General features: G+C 45.2%; 16 protein-coding genes and 1 tRNA gene. 8 read left to right on the top strand and 9 right to left on the bottom strand.

The genetic code is table 11. The annotated features are described in order from the left end of the window. Nucleotides 1–15: 15 nt before the first annotated feature. Nucleotides 16–852: a HEAT repeat domain-containing protein gene (locus tag LQ567_RS18520; RefSeq protein ID WP_231006992.1), complete on the bottom strand. Its 837-nt coding sequence runs from the start codon at nt 850–852 to the stop codon at nt 16–18. Between the two features lies 1 nt (nt 853). Next, nucleotides 854–1,405, bottom strand: a complete 552-nt coding sequence (locus LQ567_RS18515) for an RNA polymerase sigma factor (protein WP_231006991.1) — start codon at nt 1,403–1,405, stop codon at nt 854–856. A 488-nt stretch (nt 1,406–1,893) separates the two neighbouring features. Here LQ567_RS18515 and LQ567_RS18510 point away from each other — a divergent pair, with 488 nt between their 5' ends. After that, nucleotides 1,894–3,807: a sensor histidine kinase gene (locus LQ567_RS18510; RefSeq protein WP_231006990.1), complete on the top strand. Its 1,914-nt coding sequence runs from the start codon at nt 1,894–1,896 to the stop codon at nt 3,805–3,807. Between the two features lie 49 nt (nt 3,808–3,856). Continuing rightward, entirely contained in the window at nt 3,857–4,534 is a 678-nt protein-coding gene (locus LQ567_RS18505; protein ID WP_231006989.1) for a response regulator transcription factor, read from the top strand. A gap of 237 nt (nt 4,535–4,771) precedes the next feature. Here LQ567_RS18505 and LQ567_RS18500 read toward each other — a convergent pair whose 3' ends face one another. After that, nucleotides 4,772–7,336, bottom strand: coding sequence for a hypothetical protein (locus LQ567_RS18500; RefSeq protein WP_231006988.1), 2,565 nt, complete (start codon nt 7,334–7,336; stop codon nt 4,772–4,774). A gap of 568 nt (nt 7,337–7,904) precedes the next feature. On the opposite strand from LQ567_RS18500, the gene LQ567_RS18495 reads away from it, so the two are divergent. Continuing rightward, on the top strand, nt 7,905–8,567 hold the full coding sequence (locus LQ567_RS18495) for a hypothetical protein (protein ID WP_231006987.1): 663 nt from the start codon (nt 7,905–7,907) through the stop codon (nt 8,565–8,567). A 441-nt stretch (nt 8,568–9,008) separates the two neighbouring features. Here LQ567_RS18495 and LQ567_RS18490 read toward each other — a convergent pair whose 3' ends face one another. From LQ567_RS18490 to LQ567_RS18475, 4 genes are all read right to left on the bottom strand, one after another. Continuing rightward, complete coding sequence (locus LQ567_RS18490) at nt 9,009–10,292, bottom strand: DUF285 domain-containing protein (RefSeq protein ID WP_231006986.1); 1,284 nt, start codon at nt 10,290–10,292, stop codon at nt 9,009–9,011. 439 nt (nt 10,293–10,731) lie between these two features. Next, complete coding sequence (locus LQ567_RS18485; protein ID WP_231006985.1) at nt 10,732–11,406, bottom strand: phytanoyl-CoA dioxygenase family protein; 675 nt, start codon at nt 11,404–11,406, stop codon at nt 10,732–10,734. Nucleotides 11,407–11,900: 494 nt separating this feature from the next. Continuing rightward, nucleotides 11,901–11,972 (bottom strand) — tRNA-Arg (locus tag LQ567_RS18480). 65 nt (nt 11,973–12,037) lie between these two features. After that, nucleotides 12,038–12,751 carry a ferredoxin--NADP reductase gene (locus LQ567_RS18475; protein WP_231006984.1) on the bottom strand — a complete coding sequence of 238 codons (714 nt, stop codon included), beginning with the start codon at nt 12,749–12,751 and terminating at the stop codon, nt 12,038–12,040. A gap of 151 nt (nt 12,752–12,902) precedes the next feature. On the opposite strand from LQ567_RS18475, the gene mfd reads away from it, so the two are divergent. Further along, on the top strand, nt 12,903–16,325 hold the full coding sequence (mfd, locus tag LQ567_RS18470) for a transcription-repair coupling factor (RefSeq protein ID WP_231006983.1): 3,423 nt from the start codon (nt 12,903–12,905) through the stop codon (nt 16,323–16,325). A 67-nt stretch (nt 16,326–16,392) separates the two neighbouring features. Beyond that, nucleotides 16,393–16,680 carry a hypothetical protein gene (locus LQ567_RS18465; RefSeq protein WP_231006982.1) on the top strand — a complete coding sequence of 96 codons (288 nt, stop codon included), beginning with the start codon at nt 16,393–16,395 and terminating at the stop codon, nt 16,678–16,680. Nucleotides 16,681–16,774: 94 nt separating this feature from the next. On the opposite strand, the gene LQ567_RS18460 is transcribed toward LQ567_RS18465, so the two are convergent. After that, nucleotides 16,775–17,671 (bottom strand): NmrA family NAD(P)-binding protein, encoded by an 897-nt coding sequence (locus LQ567_RS18460; protein ID WP_231006981.1) that lies wholly within the window; start codon nt 17,669–17,671, stop codon nt 16,775–16,777. A gap of 82 nt (nt 17,672–17,753) precedes the next feature. Between LQ567_RS18460 and LQ567_RS18455 the strand changes: the two genes are divergently transcribed. The 3 genes from LQ567_RS18455 (at nt 17,754) to LQ567_RS18445 (ending at nt 19,681) form a co-directional block, all read left to right on the top strand. Then, the gene (locus LQ567_RS18455; RefSeq protein ID WP_231006980.1) at nt 17,754–18,152 is read left to right on the top strand and encodes a winged helix-turn-helix transcriptional regulator; all 399 of its coding nucleotides are present in this window, start codon (nt 17,754–17,756) and stop codon (nt 18,150–18,152) included. Between the two features lie 213 nt (nt 18,153–18,365). Then, nucleotides 18,366–18,824 carry a methyltransferase family protein gene (locus LQ567_RS18450; RefSeq protein WP_231006979.1) on the top strand — a complete coding sequence of 153 codons (459 nt, stop codon included), beginning with the start codon at nt 18,366–18,368 and terminating at the stop codon, nt 18,822–18,824. A 44-nt stretch (nt 18,825–18,868) separates the two neighbouring features. Further along, entirely contained in the window at nt 18,869–19,681 is an 813-nt protein-coding gene (locus tag LQ567_RS18445) for a class I SAM-dependent methyltransferase (protein ID WP_231006978.1), read from the top strand. A 29-nt stretch (nt 19,682–19,710) separates the two neighbouring features. On the opposite strand, the gene LQ567_RS18440 is transcribed toward LQ567_RS18445, so the two are convergent. After that, nucleotides 19,711–20,436, bottom strand: a complete 726-nt coding sequence (locus LQ567_RS18440) for a 3-keto-disaccharide hydrolase (RefSeq protein WP_231006977.1) — start codon at nt 20,434–20,436, stop codon at nt 19,711–19,713. Nucleotides 20,437–20,480: the final 44 nt, after the last annotated feature.

The following is a 20,480-nucleotide window of genomic DNA, read 5'->3' as shown; positions in this document are numbered from 1 at the left end:
TGGTATCTTGTTATTTTAAAAATTGGATTCTGATCGAAGCAGTGCCGCATAGGCCTCATTGCGTACTGCGTCAATATTTATTGGATTTTGAGTGATCTCTAACAGCTGTTTTTTAATATTTGAAGCTTGATCCGACGACAGAGATGCCAGCAATTCCATTTGCACCACGGGATCATCCTGTTTGGCTACCGATTGCAAAATCAGCTCCTTTACAGCCTCCTGGTTATCCTGCTTCTTCAATATGTCCAGGGCGGCCAGGCGTACGTTGCTGTTTTCGTCGTTGTTCATGGTATTGGAAAGCAGTTGCAGATCGCTACCCGACAACGTATTGCTTTTACCCGATGCCAGAACCGCCGCTAACCGCGCAGATGAACTTTCGCTTTGCAGCTCTTTTTTCCAGTCGTTCGCCGCAGTATGGGAAGCCACTGTTTCCTCCCCTGAACCGACAGGAGCGTTTACCTTTTCTTCAACCATCCTGCGCGGTCTTTTTACAACTGCATTTTTTTGCCTCGTATCCGGAATATCTGCAATCATGGGCGGAACGCTGGTAATTGAATCTTTCTTTTCTGAATGAACAGGGGATGTTACAGGTCCCGGTTCTGTTTTAATTGCGACGGGGGGGGCAGCTATTTTTTCCGGTTGAGAAAGAACCATGATACCCGCTATGATTACAAGGATGGCTGCGGCGGCCCACCAATACTGCAACCGGACGGTTTTTGCCCGGGGTGCAGCAACCGGTGGTTCCATTCCCAGCCTCGACTGGATTTTACTGAGTACATCCGAACCAGGTTCCTGGTCGTCAAAATCGTGCCTGTTTTCGGATACAAATTCTTTTAAAATATCTTTCTTCATCTTATACGGTCTCTTTTTGTAAGAGCGATAATATTTTCTTTTTGGCGCGATGATATTGTGTACGCACGGTTGCATGGGAAATACCCAACAAACCAGCGATCTCTTCCTGTGGCAATCCTTCCATTACGTAAAGGTTCACAATGGTCCGGAATCCCTCGGGCAAAGAGCTGATCGCCTTTTTCACCTCTTCCACCCGCATTTCAAAAAGTCCTTCGTCTTCCGCTTCAGCCTCCATAATATTTTCATGCTCATCCTCAAAAACCAGGGTTCGCTTGTGCTGGCGTAAAAAGCTGATGCTCCTGTTAGCCGCAACCCGCCTGGAAAAGCCGCCGAAGTGTTCAATTTGCCGGCCTTTCATAATTTCCTGGTAAAGCGCTATAAACACCTCCTGCAAAAGATCTTCCGCCTGGGCAAAATCAGTCACCAAACGCAGGATGGTGTTGAAAACCGCCTTTTTGTAGCGCCGGTAGAGCTCGGAAAAACAGTCCGCACGGCCTTGCCGGCACCGCTTCATCAGCTCCTGGTCATCTAAGTCCTTCGGTAGTTGCAACACTCTTATACGCTGTTTTCTTAAACTGTTTTGCTTTACGGCTTTCTGTATTTAAGGCGCCGGATCTTTTAAAATGTTGCATAAGTTAGAAAAAAAATCAGAACTATTTTATAAATGCTCCTTTTGTGGCCTGCTGAGCCTTGAAATCGAAGGAAAAATCCGGCAACGTTAGTGGCAGCGGGTCATCGGGTGGTACTAACCCACTGCGGAAACCGCCAGCGAACCCAACTATAAAAAGCATTCCTCAATTCACATTCCTGCGGTAAAATGAGAGTGCCGGAACGCAACAACCAGTTCGCCGGCATTTAAGGTATCGTACTTTTACTATATAACTATTGAAAATATACGGATAAAACACCCACGCAATACTTTAGTATTCAAGTTCTTAAATAGTCTTTGACGAATATTTCTTTTCTTTGCACCCGTAAGCCATTTAAGGTATTCTTTTTACACACCAACCAAACCCCAGGAACGTTGAAATAGTTTTATCAATGAATGTTTTATTCAATCTGCAACCATCGCTTAAGAAGAATGATACGGTTTCATTTTACAATGGGCGCATTTTAAAAAAGGCACTGATCGCTTTTTTTCCATTGCTTTTTATTTCCCCGGCTGCATTTGGCGATAACGTAAAAGATTCTGCCCGAAAAGTAATCTCCAGGATCGATCAGGCTTATACAGGCGGCCGCATCAAAAAAAAAGCGTATCTCGACTCTGTTTACACGACGATGGGGTTATTCATGTCGGCCAACATTAACTTTACCAACAAAGAAGCCATAGCGCTGCTAAGTCAATACCGGAAAACGATATGGGATGATGACAACAGCTATGAGCAAAAGCGCAACTATTACGCTATTTTAAGCAACCAGGCCCATATGACCAGCCGTATGGGAGAAAAGTTATATTACACTGAAAAAATTGACAAACTGGAACGTGCTGCTCACAACAACAGGCCATCGCTTTCTGCTTTATCTTCCCTTGCTGGGTATTACGATGTAGTTAATTCGCCGGAGAAAACAATTGCACTTTACGAAAGATCAAAGAACTACATAACTACAATACCGCAGCTGGCTAAAAAAGAGCCAATGAGCGGAAAGGATATGGGGCAGGCCGTCATTTTTCTTAACCTGACCGCAGCTGCCTATTACGATCTCGGGCAAATAACCAATGGCCAGGCTATAGCCGGGTTAATGCAGCAAATCATTAGTATAACAAAGGAAAAATACGGTACAGACAACAATTTAATGAGTGCGATCGCTCATGTGCAAACGCTTACAGCCATTAAAGGAGCATCAGTAATAAAAGATGCCGGGAAACAGTGGAAAGCGATACAACAGATGGAAGCATTACGAAACAGCGCCATAACGTCTCAGGAACGAAGAAACCTTATCGACATCAATCTTAATTTCTGGAAACTTGATTATTATCTTACACAGCGTAACCCCGACAGTACCGCTCGCTACCTTGATATTTACAGGCGCGTTATAGAAAATAGCGGAAAACCCTACCTTTTATTCGAGTATCAAAACTACAAAGCAAAGGCACTGTATAACCAGGGGCTTTTTAAAGAAAGTGCTGATACATTGACAAGGGCGATAGCAATCCTCGACTCATCCCGCTCGCTCATAGCACGGGATGTGGATAATATACTGTATGCACAAGCAGCGGCAGAGGAAAAACAATTTTTACTGGAAGAAGCCAGCGTAAGACAGAAAGCAACTGAGCGGAAATTAATGCTGACCGGTGTGGCACTCGGGTTTTTATTGCTGGTGGGTATCTTTACCATAAGATTTGTTCGTCACAGGCAGCAGGCCCGGTTTTTAAAGTTCAAAATGAATCTTGCCCGGAATATACACGATGAAGCCAGTCCCGCCCTGTTGTATGCCAAAGCCCTCGTGCGCTCACAGGCAACAGATAACAGCGGCAAAAAAACCGAACTGGAAAAGCAAATCGATCATACCATGACGCTTATCCGCAGCTTGTCGCACGATCTCAGATCGGACCGGCAATATACCATTGCCACTCTGATTGAGGATATCAGACAGCTATTACAAAAGCTAAATACTGACAACAGTTTCGCTTATTCCATCGGAAAGCCATCAAATGAAAAGCGTTTTATCAGTCACTATCAGTACGCTGAACTAAAAGCAATTTTAAACGAATGCATCACGAATACAATAAAACACGCTGAATTCAGTAAAATTGAAATAGATTTTGAACAAAATAATAACCGGCTCGCCCTTACCTACAAAGACAACGGCAAAGGCTGGGATAGCAGTAAAAAAAGCGCAGGTATGGGGTTGAAAAATATGGAAGAAAGAATCGAAGGTCTTAACGGAGCATATAAGATACAGCATCAGCACCCCAAAGGCTATTCGATACAGCTATCTGTATTATTAAGATAGTTTTGTAGAAAAGATCCAATAAATTGATAACCCGCTTAGCAAAAATTTCATGAACGCTGTTAATCCAACATATAAGTCGATATTGGTCATTGATGATCACAAAATGGTGGCCAATGGTATAAAACTAATAGCCGGCCGCTTGTTTGAAACTTTTTATATGGCGCACGACGGCGCATCGGGTATGAGCCAGGCGCTCCGGAATTTTCCCGACCTCATCATCGTAGATTTTCATCTTCCCGATATGCCCGGCGATTTGCTTGTACGGCAGTTAAAGGAAAAATTATCCTCAGCCAAAATACTAGCCTATTCGTTTTCTTACAGCCCCGATATTATTATAAAAATGCTAAAAGCAGGAATAGATGGGTATGTAATCAAGCGGGAGGATGACGAGGAGTTTGTAAACGCCATTCATTTGTTAATGCAGGGGCGCGACTATTTCTGTAAAGAGGCAAGAACACATATTGTGAACCGTTTTTCCACGGCCACCGATGACTTCGCGATTAAACATATCATTGGGAATGTTAAATTCTCCGGCAAAGAGTTGGAGCTGATCCGGCTGTTATGTAAGCAGGTAACCACCAAAGAAATCAGCCACTACTTAAACCTTTCAGAACGAACCATAGAACAATACAGGAGCAATATTATGCGCAAAGTAAATGCCAAAACACTGGCAGGCATTATTAAATTTGCAATTCAGAATGGTGTAATAATGGTTGATGAACTTTAGTTGAAAGGTTTAGTTTGCCTTCTTCATCCAGATACAGCTTCACGCGGTTCCCGCTTTTGTAACTACTGTTGATTTTCGCGCAGGTAATGCTGTTGGGCAGTTCTTAGCCATATGAACTATGCGGTTGAAATAATGGCTTGAAGTTCGGATCGTGATAATAAAAAAAAGAGAGACCGAAACCCTGGCCTCAAAAAGCCTGGAATCGATCTCTGCCCTTTAGATTTTTTTTATAAAATCTTATTCCTGCACTACTTTAACCACTTTTGAAGAAGATCGGCTGCCGTCTTTATCTACCTGTGTTACTCTGATAAATACCTTGCCATCTCCGCCAAGTTCATCAGATGTTGCTTTTTTACACCCAAATAAGATGGCAGTAAGCCCACACATAATAACAAGCGTAAAAGGTAAACGAAGTCTCCGTTTCCGGTATAGCCCTATTGAGCCCAGCCCTAACAGGCTAATGCCCAGTATAGACGCGAGTGTGTTGCCGGTCAGGCTCTTTGTTAATTCATACTGAATGGCTTTATCTGAGTTGCCGTCCGGTGCCAGGGATTTAACGGTTCCTATACTTATAAAATCAACACCGTTTGTTGAGGCTTCTATATCAAAATAGTCATTATTCTTTTCCGTTTCAGTAGTCCAGGTTACATTCAGGTTATTTCCGTTCCATTTTGCGCTGATGCTGCCAAATACAACAGGCAGTACGATAGGGTCGTTAGAAATTCCTAAATTAACACTACTGGTGGTGCTATTGTTTGGGGCAGCGCTTAAATCACCCAGTTTTACAATACCGGTACGGTTAGACGGGTCGGCTGTTGCACCGGAACCGCGGTTCACCCCGGTATATCCATACCCGTTAGCCGGAGCTTCAGCGCTTGTAAGACTGGTTCCCTGAGTTTGGGGCGTATTGGTGAGAATTAAGGAATAATTACCCGATGCCGTTAACAACGATTTGCTGACAACAAAGTTAAACGTACCGTCGCTGTTTATTTTTACGGACGTGATTACCTTGCCATCCGGCCCTACCAGGTTAGCCCACATCCCATTGGACAGGCTCGTTTCTCCGGATCCCTGTACGGCGTTGCCGTTTGCATCATTCCATAGGCTTCCGGGTATGGTAACAGTGGGGGTACACACAGCCGACAGGAAGCGCCGGCTTTCCGTAACCGTTCCGCAGGAGGGTGTTGATACCGTGTAGCTTACTACCACAGGTGTATTGGCCGGGGTGGCCGCTGTAAAATGAAGCACATTATCTGTAAGCGTTGCAGATGTGCCGCCACTGGTAATGGAAAGCGTTCCCCCGGCAGGCGTTGGGCTAAGGACCACGGAAGTGCCCACGCAAATTTCGCCATTATCATTTATGGAAGGGGAACCGGCAATATTGATTTTAGGAGCTTGCGTAGCCAGGCCGCAAAGACTTAAAAGATTAGATTCAAAAGAGTAGTTATTGGTATAATAACTATCTGCAGTTCCGTCACCCATGCTTCCATTTATCTTGTGTCCTGCGTAACCAAAGCTGGAGCGACAGGCATTAACCACCAGGGTGGTATGCCCGCCGGTTTCAACCCCCTCGATATCGCTGGTGGCCAGATCTGCGGGCTGACCGGGGTTCAGATCCCCATCCGTTCTTCCGAGCATACCACCATTCTGCTCTCCCCAGGAAAATATCCGGTGGCCTTGCGCATTGATCACGTTTATGGCCGCATAATTGGGATCGTGTTCGTTGGGTGATATCCACAGGATATCGTTCATGGGGTTGCCAGCCACGGCCGGGTTGGCTGTTGAGGGGTACATTGGCCGTACCCAGGAGGTACGGGTAGTGGTAGTGAAATCGCCCAGTTGCCGGTGCGCGTTGTAGCCCATGGAAAAAAGCTTACCGTTTTCGTAAAGCACATAATAGGATACCGATGTGGTATAATTCGCTGTAACGCCGATCATTTTTATGGGTCCTTCAGAAACAGACGGCGGTGTCATTAAAGTAGCACGGTTCCTGGTGGCCTCCGCAGTTCCATTACCAAGATAGGTTCGCTCACCCCAGGTATAAAGTGCACCGGTATTGGTAAGTGCAAAAAAAGCACCATAGGCCCCTCTGGTGGCTATAACGCCTGTAAGGTTACTGCCATCGGACTTGGTTACCCTCGCCCAGGTCGTATATCCGCTAACGGCGGCGTCTCCACGCATACTTGCGTCTGTGTTGGTTAGCACCCATACATCCCCGCTGCAGGTAGTAACAGCCAGATTTCCATAAGTTCCAAAAAGCATTTTGACATCAAGCGGGGTTACACCCGGGGGAAGACCCAGGGCTACTTTTCCAAAAGCGGCCGTGTTTTTTACACCGGTATTTACAACCTGGGCAACAGCACCCCAGGCCCACAGGCCATCCGTTGTCAGCAATATGGTTTGGGGTGCACCGGTATAATTGCCTCCCAGGGTAACTTTTAGGGGCGTGCCCGTGAGTCCCGGAAAATTAATGCTGTTAATAGCCGTAGGGATCAGCAAATTGCCGCTACCGTCATATTTTGAACGTGCTCCCCATATCTTCAGTTCTCCGGTTGTTTCACGTGCAGTAGAGGTGTGAAACCCGGATACAAAGTTATCGTACTCGATGGTGGCAGCACCTGTAGCATTCACGCCATAATTGGCATAGTTCGTGCCCGGGCAACCCAATCCACCACCCCCGCACTGGGCCTTCGCAATTCCAGGACTGATCAAAGAAGAAACCAGGAGACTGAGGAGCAACAGGTATGTAGCATGCTTCTTAATAATAAGAAGCGGATAAGCTTTGAATAATGAAATTTTCATATTTTTTAGTTTGATAGTTTTGCTAGGCTTTTAATTCAATATCTGGCCATTTATTACTAACCATTTTTGAATGATGGTTAGTGGCTTATTATGAATTGTTCCTCTTTAGAACAGTATGTTATTGATGCAATCTACAGGTTGTTAAAAACGTGTAAAAAAACAGTAGTAGAATTTGAATGGGTCTTTAGTGAAAATACAATAGGGGCATTGTTTATTAAAACAGCACCCGTCTCATCCTGAAAAGTCATCATTCATTTAACGGCCGTTAGTAAGGGCTGAAAATGATTTCACCCCCTTGCAGGAATAGCTTGTAATAAAAACAACCCGGCGGATGCAGAAACTCACCTTAAAAATTGGTACGCATCAAGCAGGTTTATGAAGATGGTCGCTTCGTATACAGTAAGTGTTGCCGGGGATGAATATGGATACATTTATATAATAAAAAGGCACCCGGAAAAATACTGTTGAAAAATGCTTGTCAATCGTTACGCTATTTGAACATGATGCAGAAAGCCAAACAACAAGTATAAATACGTTATCTTGCCCGGCAAATCTTAATTAACAGTTTATGAAAAAAATTTTATTGCTGACCGTAGGGCTCATTGTGAGCATACCCGGTCTTGCCCAGAAACGTACAGTGCTGATTGGAGGAAACATTGAGTTTCGAAAAGACGATCATACTCAATTTATCAATGGCACTTCCGTAACCAACGGCAAAAGTCGCTCAACAAATCTTTCTCCCTATTTAGGTTATCAATTCGGGGAAAAGCTAACAGCCGGAGTCACACTTTCCACGCTAGCTACCAGTCAGGAAAATACTACGGAACACTACACCGGTGGCGCTGACGTACTTACTTCCAAATCGGTGTCAAAAAGCAAGAGTCTGGCCGTAGGGCCTTTTATCAGGTACACGGAGCAACTATCGGACATTTTTTCGGTATTCGGCCAGCTGGAAGGTTTGTATCTGAATGGGAAAAACAACATAGCTCTACAAAGCGGATATCCCGGTACGCAACCTCAACAAATCACTTCAGAAGTGTCTACCACAGGTATACGGTTAAGATTATTTCCTGCTGTCTTTGTCAATGTTAAAAACAATTTCGGGCTTAACCTATCCATCGGTGGTATTGAGTATCAAAAAAGCGGTATAAAAGATGCAGACAATAAACCTTCGTATTTGACTGTCAGCTTTGGCAAATCTGCCAGCATAGGCATTTCGAAAAACTTTTAACTATCGGCGGCTCAGTTTAAAATTGCACCCTCCGCTCCCGACTTTTCAGGAAATCTACAAGCGGATATCGGGTTAAGAAAGTGAATGGTTTTTAATAAATTCAATACAACAAAATAATAACCGGAATTTTCAAAGATTTTGAAAATTCCGGTTATGTAGAGCAAACTGGAAAATCCTCAAACTTAATTATTGAGGATTTTTTGAAGTTTAGTAGTTGTCAACCTTCAGAATGACAATGGTCCGGACAACAATTTGGATAAACGTTCTTTCCAATCAAACAAACACCATCTCAAAATTCCGAAGAAAACGATGATGGCAAAAAATTATTGTCGTTTAGGGAAATATTCGAATAATAAAAAGAGGATGGATCTTGCCTGTAAAAAAAGGCCAACGAACTAGCAATTCAGCGGCCATTTCGAGTAAAAGTTCACTTACTTGCAATTACTCAATCTCGGCCTTTACTACTTTGCTATGCGTAAAATTTCCATCCATATCCACTTGTTTAATGCGTATATAAAAGCTCCTGTTATTATCTTTCGGGGAGGGACTGATTTTCTTACAGCCCGCAATGGACAAACTCATCGCTATCAATGCCAGTAGTGGGAAGAGGCTCTTTTTACGATGACTGGTCCCAAAACCGGCGCTGCACAGCAGCAATATGCCTATCCAAGTTACCAATATTGTATTGCTGATATTATTGCTGAACTCATAATTTAATTGCACGGATGAATTGCCGGCAGCAGCCCTAGATAGAACGCTACCGATTTTAGTGAAATTTATACCATCAATTGAAGCTTCTATTTCAAAATGTTCGTTATTGGTTTCTGTAAGGGTCGCCCAGTTCACCTGTAGGGCGCCGTTTCTAAATGCAGCCCTTATATTGCCAAAAGTTACTGGTAATGCCATATTATAACAGGGGTTTCCCGGCCATGCTATATTATCCATACTAATCCGCCAGCCTTTGGTAAAAAGCGCATTGCGGTAGGACGCCGCAGTATTGGCATATACGGCTCCTCTTTGGAATGCAAAGTTTACATTGTCCGCCGTATTAGGATTCTCAGCCCAGGCTTTTAAGATACGGCTGTAGGTTTCGCAACTTATCTCACTGTTGCTAAACATACCCTGTGCGTTGATCAACGCTTTCAGATCCCATGCACTTAAATCACGGTTAAAGGATGCAATTTCTGAGAACATGGACTCCATATCGTTCACACCACTCACATCCCAGAGGTCTATATTGAACGGTGGCGTAAACGCCTTACAAAACCAAAACATCTGCTTCATGCTTTTAACCCTCGAAAGGTCAGGCACATCCGTAGCTATCAAATTAAAATTTGGACAACCGCTAAATGCAGCCTCCATGCTTTGCCAGGGAACATTGCCCCATTGCCGTACTTCTCTGAGTTCATTCCTATTTGCATTATTATAACCTCCATTTATAAAAAAGCGCCGCAGATTGGTTGGTTCCATACTTAGCGTTACGGTATCTCCTGCAGGTATTGGTATAGCTAATATTATAGGTATATTCTCATTAGTGTTGCTAAATCTGTGGATGCCACCCGTAGGATTGGAAGAGGTAGTCCATCTACAAACTACTTCGCCCTCGGTTACTCCATTAAAGGTCAAAGTGCTGGAGGGCTGCTGAAACACCCACCTCGTAATAAAGTTCTGCGTATGTGAAGCCAGGGGTAGTAGCATACCCAGGATCAAAAAATAAAATTTCATCGTCAGGATTCTATTATTTATTATAGATTTTTTTCTTCGATTTTATTGGCTTTGTTACGATCAGCAGGAAAAGACCACAAAATATGACGCTCCACAAAACCTTACCAATAAAGTCAGTAATTCTTTACCGAATATAGAGCAGCGTACCAGCCATCTTTTAACTAATCGATAAACGACCACAGGATAGGACAAACAACCAAACAGATCTATGAAAAGCATACGACGAAACACCAGCTCCAACACTGCTTTGGAACTTAGGCCACGGATGCGCGTCTAAACAAACCGTTTTAAAGAAACATGGCAAAAAATAGTTACATTTTAAATCTGGCCGGCTACAAATAAATCATCAAGCCCAAGCCCTGCGCACTACTTAGAAATTATCGTTAAGGTGATTTTGATATGATAAAATATTCCGGTTCGTCAAGACACAACTGTTTATTTACAACCAGTTTATACCGTTATTCAGGTCGAAACCGTATTCGATTTGAAGAATACGTCGTCTAATGTTGCTGCAACTGGCCGGCGAATCATGCAATAATAATGGCCGCATCAACATAATACCATTTGACTTCATGGAAACGGTTTTGTGCTCAACGCTTTCTGTAATTTTAGATATCTGTTCGCTAGATAAGATGCCTTTCCGATGCGAACCGGGAATAATATGCATGGCGCCATTTTCTTCTGTACAGGAATCAAAATGAATTCTTATTGTTATAAGTCTTTCCAATACCTGCACCGGAGGCTGAACATGCCATACATCTGCTTCAAGCGACCAATTCGTATAACCTGCGGCATTGGTTTTCTGCTGCACCGCAATTTTAAGATCCTGGTGCCAGGGAAGCTGCCAGTTCATCTCTTTTGTTTTGTCAAGTACAAGCGCTCTCACCGGAAATAGCTCGGTACCGGATAGCGATTTTACCAGGTCCATAACTAAAGGATCTGAAGCCATTCCGGCAACACTGCTATAACAAAGGAGGTTTGCCGAAGCGCACTGAAAATCGAATACACTTAGGTTAAATAGTTCGCATTCCAGATTTGAAATTTGCCGCTTGGGGAAAAGTGCATCTATTGCAGTATATCCCATATCGAACACTTCTTTAGTGATGCTGTTCATAATTGCAAAAATGTCCTAATCTTTCCTAATTCATTAAAGGAAATTCGGATAATCTGCAAAAGCAGCTCCTTATCTGCTGATCGAACGGTGTCATTTCACGACGGTCTCGGCCGTTACTTCAAGCGACCGGATATCCCTGAACACCAGCGCGTCTATGGGCGCGAAAAAGTAGCCTCTTTGAAATTATTCACATAGGTCGATTGTTAATATCGCAAATTGCGGGGGTAAAGTGATAAAGAAACCTACGAAGTCACTTTACGGGTATTAGACAGGCGAAATAGCAGCCATCTGCACGGGATGAACAACCTCCTAATAAATTTGGAGCTAGAAATTCTGCTAAAAGCTATCCTTTAAAAGGCTTGAAAACCTCAGTGTTTTATGAGATGCCGGCAACTTAACCAGTAGGCACATTATTAGAATACCATTCCAATTGTGTTATCTCAGGATATATAAAAACCGGAATTTTCAAAAAATCTTTGAAAATTCCGGTTATGTAGCCCGGACAAGAATCGAACTTGTATCTAGAGTTTAGGAAACTCCTATTCTATCCATTGAACTACCGGGCCAAAATGGGTGGCAAATATAATACATTCGGGGCAACAAGCACCGGCGAACATTTTCCCGTACCGGGCTAACCGTAAAGCTCAAAATGCACCGCTTTTTTATCAAATCCCATCTGCACGATCCGTTGGCGGGCCTCGTCGATCATGTTCTTCCAGCCGCAGAGGAAGAAGTTCGCATCCGCTTTACCTGCAGCATGTTCTTCATAAATGGCATGCACATATCCTTTTTTTCCTTCCCACTCCGCACGCGATAAGGTAGGGATATAATGAAAATCTTCCAGCTCCAGGTTTTTCATCTCTTCATAATACAACAGGTCTTCCTGTGTGCGGCAACCGTAAATGAGGTAAATATCCTTATGCGGAATATTCTCCCGTACCAGCGTATGCAGCATACTGCGGAACGGTGCAATTCCCGTTCCGGTACATACCAGGAACAGATCATGCTGCAATTGTTCTTCCTTCAGGGTAAACACCCCCAGCGGCCCGCGAAAGATCACCTTGCTGCCCAGCTCCCAGTTTTTGAACATATACGGCGTACCCAGTCCGTCTTCCACCAGCACGATCAGCAGCTCGTATATTGCCGTACCATTGGGGGCACTGGCAATGGAATAACTGCGCCAGCGCTTATTGGGTTTCTCATGAATGGGAAGATCCAGCGTTACAAACTGGCCTGCTGTAAAATCAAAATGCTCGCTGGCATCCACCTGTATAAAATACCGTTTGGTATTATACGTTTCATCGATAATGTCTACAACCGTTCCTGTAAGCCAAGTGAGGGACATACCGTTTTTCTTTGTAAGATAAAGTAAATTTTAGTAAAACTTCTACCGGCAGCCTACTAATTGCCTCTACCGCAGCGTTTTTTTAACGCGGGGTAAAGACACTGGTTTACAGGCATTTGAAGGAGGTGCGGTGATTTTGATAAACGGGAGGTTGGGATTTTTTTTAAAGTCGTCGTATCTTTGCGCCCCCATGCAAACGGAAGTGTTGAAGAATTTTTATGGTGAAGACCCCCGCTGTTTACAAATAGCGAGCGAACTCTCCTTGCTTCAACCTGCGCAACTGGCGCTTTCCGGTGTACATGGAAGCGCTTCCCAGTTCATTGTAGGTGCCTGTATGGCCCAATCGCCGGCACTCAATCATGTAATCATTCTTAACGAACCGGAAGATGCGGCCTATTTCCAGAACAGCCTGGAAAATATTACCGGCGCGCTCGATATTTTCTACTTTCCTTCCTCTTTCAAAACCACAAAGAACTACCGGCTGCTGAATGCATCGCATGTAATGCTGCGCACGGAAGCACTCACAAAACTGGCCGGAGGTGGCAATAAAAAAGTATTGGTCACTTACGCCGATGCTATTTTTGAAAAAGTAGTGGTATCCTCCACGCTGGCAGAAAATATCATCCACCTGAAAACGGCAGATCCGCTGGATATAGAGGAATTGCTGCTAAAGCTGGACCGGTATGGTTTTGAACGCAGTGATTTTGTATATGAACCCGGGCAGTTTGCCCTGCGCGGGGGGATCCTTGATATTTACTCTTTTGGCAACGACAAACCCTACCGGATCGAATTGTTTGGAAACGATATCGACTCGATCCGGATCATTGACCCGGAAACACAGCTGAGCGAACGCAAATTATTACAGGTTTCCATCATTCCGAATGTGGATACCCAGTTTGCCAAAGAAGCACACGTATCGCTTTTTGATTTTCTGCCGGAAAACACAGCCGTTTGGGTACAGGATGCATCTTTATGTATCGAACGGTTAAAGGACAATGCTTCAGAACTGGCCCATTTTCTTGAATTGCAGGATACGGGCAACGGGCGTGTGGAAGATAACCGGGATGACAAGTTATTCAAGAAGAACGTCGGCATTGAGGATTTTATAACGGCGCATGATTTTGAAACGGCATTGGCGGCAAGAACTGTCGTACACCTGGAACAGATGCCCGCATCAGTGACCCGTGAATATGCATTCCGTACCAAAGAACAGCCAGCGTTCAACCGGCAGTTTGAGCTGCTGATCAAAGACCTGAAGGCGCACGAAGCAAAAGGATTTGCCCTGTATATCTTTTCAGAAAATCCAAAGCAACTGCAGCGCCTGCAATCGATCTTCGATGACCAGGATGCAGGACTGGTGTTTAACCCCGTTTCGGCGGCCATCCACCTGGGTTTTACGGATGAAGATCTGAAGATCCTCTGCTATACCGATCATGAGATCTTCCAGCGCTATCATAAATACCGCGTTAAGCAGGCCTATAATAAAAACAAGGCCATCACCCTGCGTACCTTAAGAGAACTGCAGCCAGGTGATTTTGTTACCCATATCGACCACGGTGTGGGGGTATACAGCGGCCTGCAAAAGATGGATGTAAACGGAAAAACACAGGAAGCCGTACGTATTATTTATAAGGATAAAGACGTATTGTACGTCAACATCAACTCCCTGCATAAAATTTCCAAGTATACCGGAAAGGACGGCAGTGTGCCCAAGGTAAATAAGCTGGGCAGCGATGCCTGGACCCGGTTAAAGGAAAAAACAAAAGCCAAGGTTAAGGAAATCGCCTTTGACCTGATCAAATTGTATGCACAGCGCAAAGCGCAGAAAGGCTTTGCCCATACACCGGATAATTACCTGCAAACCGAACTGGAAGCTTCCTTTATTTATGAAGATACACCCGACCAGAGCAAGGCCTCTGCGGATGTTAAGAAAGATATGGAATCGGAATCGCCCATGGATCGGCTGGTATGTGGTGATGTAGGCTTCGGCAAAACCGAGATCGCGATCCGCGCGGCTTTTAAAACCTGCGTAGATGGCAAACAGGCCGCCGTGCTGGTACCTACTACCATCCTCGCCTTCCAGCACTTTAAAACATTCAGCGACCGGTTAAAAGAATTTCCGGTAACCGTCGATTACCTCAACCGCTTTAAATCGGCCAAGGAAAAAAAAGAGACCCTAAAAAAACTGGAAGAAGGCAAGATCGACATCCTGGTAGGCACGCACGGATTGCTGGGAAAAGAGGTAAAATTCAAAGACCTGGGCATATTGGTGATTGATGAAGAACAAAAATTTGGCGTAGCCCATAAAGAAAAGATAAAAGTGCTGCGCAATACGGTGGATTGTTTAACCCTTACTGCAACACCCATTCCCCGCACCCTCCAGTTCTCACTGATGGGCGCCAGGGATCTGAGCATCATCAATACGCCACCACCCAACCGGCAGCCGATCCAGACCGAAGTGCTGGTATATAATGAAGACGCTATCCGTGATGCTATTTACTTTGAAACAGAACGCGGAGGGCAGGTATTTTTCATCCACAACCGGGTGGCCGGGCTTCCTGAAATGGCGACCTTGATCCAGGGGCTTTGTCCGGATCTTTCCATCAGCTATGCACATGGCCAGATGGAGGGTGCCAAACTCGAGGAAAAAATACTGGACTTTATTGATCACCGCTATGATGTGCTGGTTTGTACCAATATTGTTGAAAGCGGCGTAGACATTCCGAACGTAAACACCATCATCATCAATAATGCCCATCATTTCGGGCTCAGCGATCTACACCAGTTAAGGGGCCGTGTGGGACGGAGCAATAAAAAAGCGTTTTGTTACCTGCTGGCGCCGCCGATGAGCACCCTGCCGGCCGATTCGCGGAAACGCCTGCAAACCCTGGAGCAACACAGCGAACTGGGCAGCGGTTTCCAGATCGCCATGCGTGATCTCGATATCCGCGGAGCCGGCAACCTGCTGGGTGGTGAGCAAAGCGGGTTTATGGCGGAGATCGGCTTTGAGACGTATCAGAAGATCCTGGATGAAGCGATCCGTGAATTGAAACGGACACAGTTCAAAGAGCTGTTTAAGGAAGAGATCAGCAAACAGGATGACTTTGTAAGCGATTGTACGATTGATACCGACCTGGAGATCCTGATTCCCGATGATTATGTAGAAAGCATTACCGAGCGCCTGTCGCTGTACCAGCGCCTGGATAACAGCGAATCGGAGGCAGAGCTGGCAGAGATGTATACCGAATTGCAGGACCGCTTCGGACCGGTTCCGGAACCGGTCAACGACCTCTTTGAAACCGTTAAATGCCGCAAACTGGCCGTAGACCTGGGTTTTGAGAAAATGACCCTGAAAAATGAAACCCTGCGTTGTCATTTTATTAACCGGCCGGATTCGCCCTATTTCGAAGCGAATGTTTTCCAGAAGATCATCCAGTATGTACAAACAGGTACCAATAAAGCCCGTTTAAAACAAACCGGGCGGCTGTTCTTACTGGTAGCAGAACCCATTCCTTCCATGAAATCACTTTATGATTTCCTGAAAGAGATGCACGCTTTTTGTTTAACCACCTGAGATCCTTCCTTTTTGCAGAGCGGTTTGCAAAACGTATATTTATACTAACATATACTACCGTTAAGCCATGCATACCAAATACAATCTTCTGAATAAACCTAGTACGGGCAAATGGCTCTTTATTGTCAGCAGCATCATCGCGCTTTTCTGGCTGCTTTGTGCCTCGGTAAATATGTACCGGTATGCCATCACCGGTGCGGTTTTTGAACTGCTTTCGCTTCCCGCGCTGACCGGTGCCTTTTTTATTATGATTGTTTCGTCGATCATCCTTTTTAAAAGAAGTACCCGGAAGTTTTTTCCTGCTCTTGCCATTCTTATACTTATTGGAGCCTTTCTGTACACAGGCTATTTTTAAAAAACAGGGAATCGCAGAACTGCCGCAACCGGAATGGGTTAAAACCGTGCGTTCCCCACCCGCGGCCTCCCTTCCGGGAAACGATGCGGGAAGTTTAGTTGTGATACGCATAGGCTGTTGCGAACTCTTTGGAAAAATCCTGCAGGGAAGTTCCGTTAACAAACAGAGAGCTGCTTTCATTATAATGCTCCATAAAACTTCCTTCACGCAGTGCAACACCGATTTCCACCATATACACCTTGGCCATCTGTTCTGAAAAACCATTTTCTACCAATGCATTCAAAAGCTGCGCATCCGAAAACGCTATCCACTGCACATCGGGTTTCCCCACTGCTTGTCCCAATAGCTGCGCTATTTCAAAACCGTTTTTCTCATCGCTGACAATGTATTGAATTTGCTTACCGGAAACAGACCGGTTGTGGAGCGCCTGAAATGCAGCTTCTGCAATATCCCTGGGGTGTGTCAGTGGCAGGCGAACGGTACCATCAAAATTATTTCCCAGCATCTGCTGATATTTGATCATGGGAATGGCCCCGTAAAAATTGGTAAAAAACATGCCCGGCCGCAGGTGTAACACGTGTACGTCCTGCAATCCATTCAGTTGTTGCTCCACATAAAAATTGGCACCGGTGGGGCCCAGCCCCGTTTCCAGATGTGCGCCGATGCTGCTCAGGTTAACCGCATAGCGAACACCCGTTTCCGCTATTGCCCGCACATATTGTTCACCAACCGTTTTTATATACTGTTTTAAGTTGGGGGTATGAAAATTAGGCGGTATCATTAGGTAAACGGCTTCGCTTCCTTCAAACGCTTTTTTTACAAACCCGTAATCCTCCACCGAACCAATCAGCGGATGGCCACCCAGGTTCCGGATCGCTTCCGCTTTGGCCGTATCAGAACTTACTACATACACTTCGTGTTTGGCGGCCACTAATTTTTCGATGAGCAAACGACTGATGTTTCCCAAAGAGCCTGTTACTGTTACTTTCATTTTTTACTGTTTTAATTTGTTTGCACAAAAATAAATTTATACTTACTTTTATGGAAGTACTTACCCCATAGTATGTATACATATGACAGCCATAAAAAAGACCTCGGTTATCCAGGAAAATAAAAACAACGCGTTTATTGCCTGCCCCGTAACATTCGTAATGGAACGCATCGGCGGGTATTGGAAACCGATCATTTTATTTAATTTGCTTACAGGCACAAAGCGGTACAGTGCGCTGAAACGATCCATTCCGTCCATTACTGAAAAGGTGTTGATACAACATTTAAAACAATTGGAAACAGACGGGCTGATTATCAGAAAATCCAAACCCGTTGTACCGCCCTATGTAACGTATGAGCTTTCAAAACAGGGAAAAGCATTAAGACCTGTTTTACATGCAATGGCGGCCTGGGCCGTAAGTAATGGCGGCAAGCAATCCAAACAATTTCAAAAACAAATGGCCGACTTTCCAACAGCATAAACCGGGTTTCTGTTTCTTTCCAAATTGTGCAGCAGCGATTGCCTGCAACTCCTGTAAAACGAATCGGGCACCCTGTTAGAGGGATCACCAAAATAAGGTATGCCGGTTCCCATATGCTCTTTTTGTACTAAATTCGGTAAGAAGATGCAACGCTCCCACCGGGCCAGATCTGTCACAGCAACACATCCCTGGTTATTGAAAAATCTTTACAAGATGGATACTTCAATTCCCCGCATACCCCCGCCCGTTTATTTTCTTTTATCGCTGATTGCGATGCTCCTGCTAAATGCCTATTGGCCGATCGCGTATTGGTTACATGCCCCCTGGAAATACCTTGGGATCCTGATGCTCATTACCGGCTTTGCACTTAGTGCAGGAAGCGCCCTTCTATTCCGGAAATCGGGCACGCATCTCCGCCCGGGCGCCCGGGCCACATTCATTGTCGTTAAGGGCCCCTTCCGGTATACAAGGAACCCGATGTATGCGGGTCTTCTTATCATGCTTATGGGGACCGCCATCCTTTTAGGCACCGTTTCCCCGCTGTTGATACTTCCGCTGTTTTTTATTATCCTTCATACGCAATTCGTACTCAAAGAAGAAAAATGGATGGAGCAATGGTTTGGGGATGCCTATTTAAAATACAAGAACAGCACCCCAAGGTGGTTTATGTAGCCGGGTATGATATTCATTTGATCTTTTCAATTTAATTAAAAACAATGAATCCGAACAAAGCTTTATGGGAAAAGGGCGACTTCACCCGCATTGCAGCAACCATGCGTAAAAGCGGGGAAGCGCTGGCGTCCAGGCTGGAGATTGTAAAAGGCATGCAGGTACTTGAATTGGGTGGTGGCGACGGTACCACGGCCATCCCCCTGGCAAAGACCGGCGCCGATGTAACTGTTATCGATATTGCAGAAAACCTGGTAAAGGCCGGAAATACCCGTGCTAACGACGAAGGACTTCCAAACTGTGTGTTTCGCGAAGGAGACGCCAGCCATTTAAGTGACATACCGGATGCTTCATTTGATGCCACCCTAAGTATATTTGGAGCCATGTTTGCACCCAGGCCCTTTGATGTAGCCAAAGAAATGGTACGCGTTACAAAACCGGGCGGAAAAATCCTGATGGGCAACTGGATACCGGGCGATCCCACCTTGGTAGCCCAGCTATTAAAGATCAGTGCTGCCTACACCCCTCCGCCGCCGGAAGGCTTTATCAGCCCTATGACCTGGGGGATAGCATCCCATGTTATTGAACGGTTTGAGCAGGCAGGTGTTCCAAAAGAAAATATTACGTTCAGCAGGGAACCCTGGACGTTTGATGCGCCTTATGGTCCTGTTGAATTTGCTGCCGTATTCCGCCACTTTTATGGCCCTACCATGACGGCCTTTGAAGCAGCAGAGAAGAACAACAGGTCTGCGGAGCTGCAGCAGGAACTGGAGAAGCTTTTTACTGCTGAAAACAAAAGCGGAACGCCAAACTATACAGCAATTACCGCTACCTATCTGCTGGTAACGGTAAAACGCTGATACCCCAGCACCCACCGGGCCAGCCGCAGCTATAATTCCTTAATTTTTATATTCCGGAACGCGACACCGCTGGCCCAGTCCTGAAGGGCAATATGGCCGCTGGTATATTTCCCAAATTCAGGAAAGTTTTTAAAATGTGTATGGCTGACGGAATCCTGCCATGCCGGAACGGTAAAATCTTCCTGTACGGTTAATACACCGTTAAGATAAAATTCAACTTTACCATTTACCTGTTTAATACGCGAGTGGTTCCACTCACCTGCCGGCCTGGCCATCACGGGATTTTTCTGTGCATCCAGTGCAAAAAGGGCGCCCGCTTTCTTTACGGGATTGGCGTTATCGGCATGTAACGGATCCAGCAGCTGGTACTCCGGGCCCGAAGCCCAGGCAGTAGTAAGATCCGGGCGCTCCAGCACATTGATAAATACACCGCTGTTACCGTTTTTTGACAGCTTCCATTCGAACTGCAAATCGAAATTGGTATACGCTTTATCAGATACAAGGTCGTTGACCTCCGTTTTGTTTACAGTATCTACCGCCAGCGCACCATCCCTGGCAATCCACCCGGCCGTCGTATTTTTTTTATTGTACAGGTGCCAGCCGGCGGCAGACGTTCCGTCAAACAGTAAGGTCCAGCCCTGTTCTTTTTCCTCTTTTGTTAACCGGTTATTCGGATCAGGATCTGTACACGCGGATGCCACAACCAATACAAGGCCCAACAAGTACAGGCAGGGAGTTCGAAGGCAATTCATCATTGTTCATTTTGCTGAAGTTATACTTTATTTCAGAATGTAACAAC

Origin of the sequence: Niabella pedocola, from assembly GCF_021044425.1 — a bacterium.
Lineage (GTDB): Bacteria > Bacteroidota > Bacteroidia > Chitinophagales > Chitinophagaceae > Niabella > Niabella pedocola.
The sequence above is the reverse complement of the archived record's forward strand: the minus strand, read 5'-3'. Positions and strand labels throughout refer to the sequence as shown.

Excerpts from the sequence above, each read along its gene's own strand:
- LQ567_RS18510 (WP_231006990.1), top strand. The coding sequence starts at position 1,894 with ATGAATGTTTTATTCAATCTGCAACCATCGCTTAAGAAGAATGATACG.
- LQ567_RS18460 (WP_231006981.1), bottom strand. The coding sequence starts at position 17,671 with ATGAAAGTAACAGTAACAGGCTCTTTGGGAAACATCAGTCGTTTGCTC.
- LQ567_RS18440 (WP_231006977.1), bottom strand. The coding sequence starts at position 20,436 with ATGATGAATTGCCTTCGAACTCCCTGCCTGTACTTGTTGGGCCTTGTA.
- LQ567_RS18465 (WP_231006982.1), top strand. The coding sequence starts at position 16,393 with ATGCATACCAAATACAATCTTCTGAATAAACCTAGTACGGGCAAATGG.
- LQ567_RS18475 (WP_231006984.1), bottom strand. The coding sequence starts at position 12,751 with ATGTCCCTCACTTGGCTTACAGGAACGGTTGTAGACATTATCGATGAA.
- LQ567_RS18495 (WP_231006987.1), top strand. The coding sequence starts at position 7,905 with ATGAAAAAAATTTTATTGCTGACCGTAGGGCTCATTGTGAGCATACCC.
- LQ567_RS18455 (WP_231006980.1), top strand. The coding sequence starts at position 17,754 with ATGACAGCCATAAAAAAGACCTCGGTTATCCAGGAAAATAAAAACAAC.
- LQ567_RS18500 (WP_231006988.1), bottom strand. The coding sequence starts at position 7,336 with ATGAAAATTTCATTATTCAAAGCTTATCCGCTTCTTATTATTAAGAAG.
- LQ567_RS18520 (WP_231006992.1), bottom strand. The coding sequence starts at position 852 with ATGAAGAAAGATATTTTAAAAGAATTTGTATCCGAAAACAGGCACGAT.
- LQ567_RS18490 (WP_231006986.1), bottom strand. The coding sequence starts at position 10,292 with ATGAAATTTTATTTTTTGATCCTGGGTATGCTACTACCCCTGGCTTCA.
- LQ567_RS18445 (WP_231006978.1), top strand. The coding sequence starts at position 18,869 with ATGAATCCGAACAAAGCTTTATGGGAAAAGGGCGACTTCACCCGCATT.
- LQ567_RS18450 (WP_231006979.1), top strand. The coding sequence starts at position 18,366 with ATGGATACTTCAATTCCCCGCATACCCCCGCCCGTTTATTTTCTTTTA.
- LQ567_RS18505 (WP_231006989.1), top strand. The coding sequence starts at position 3,857 with ATGAACGCTGTTAATCCAACATATAAGTCGATATTGGTCATTGATGAT.
- LQ567_RS18485 (WP_231006985.1), bottom strand. The coding sequence starts at position 11,406 with ATGAACAGCATCACTAAAGAAGTGTTCGATATGGGATATACTGCAATA.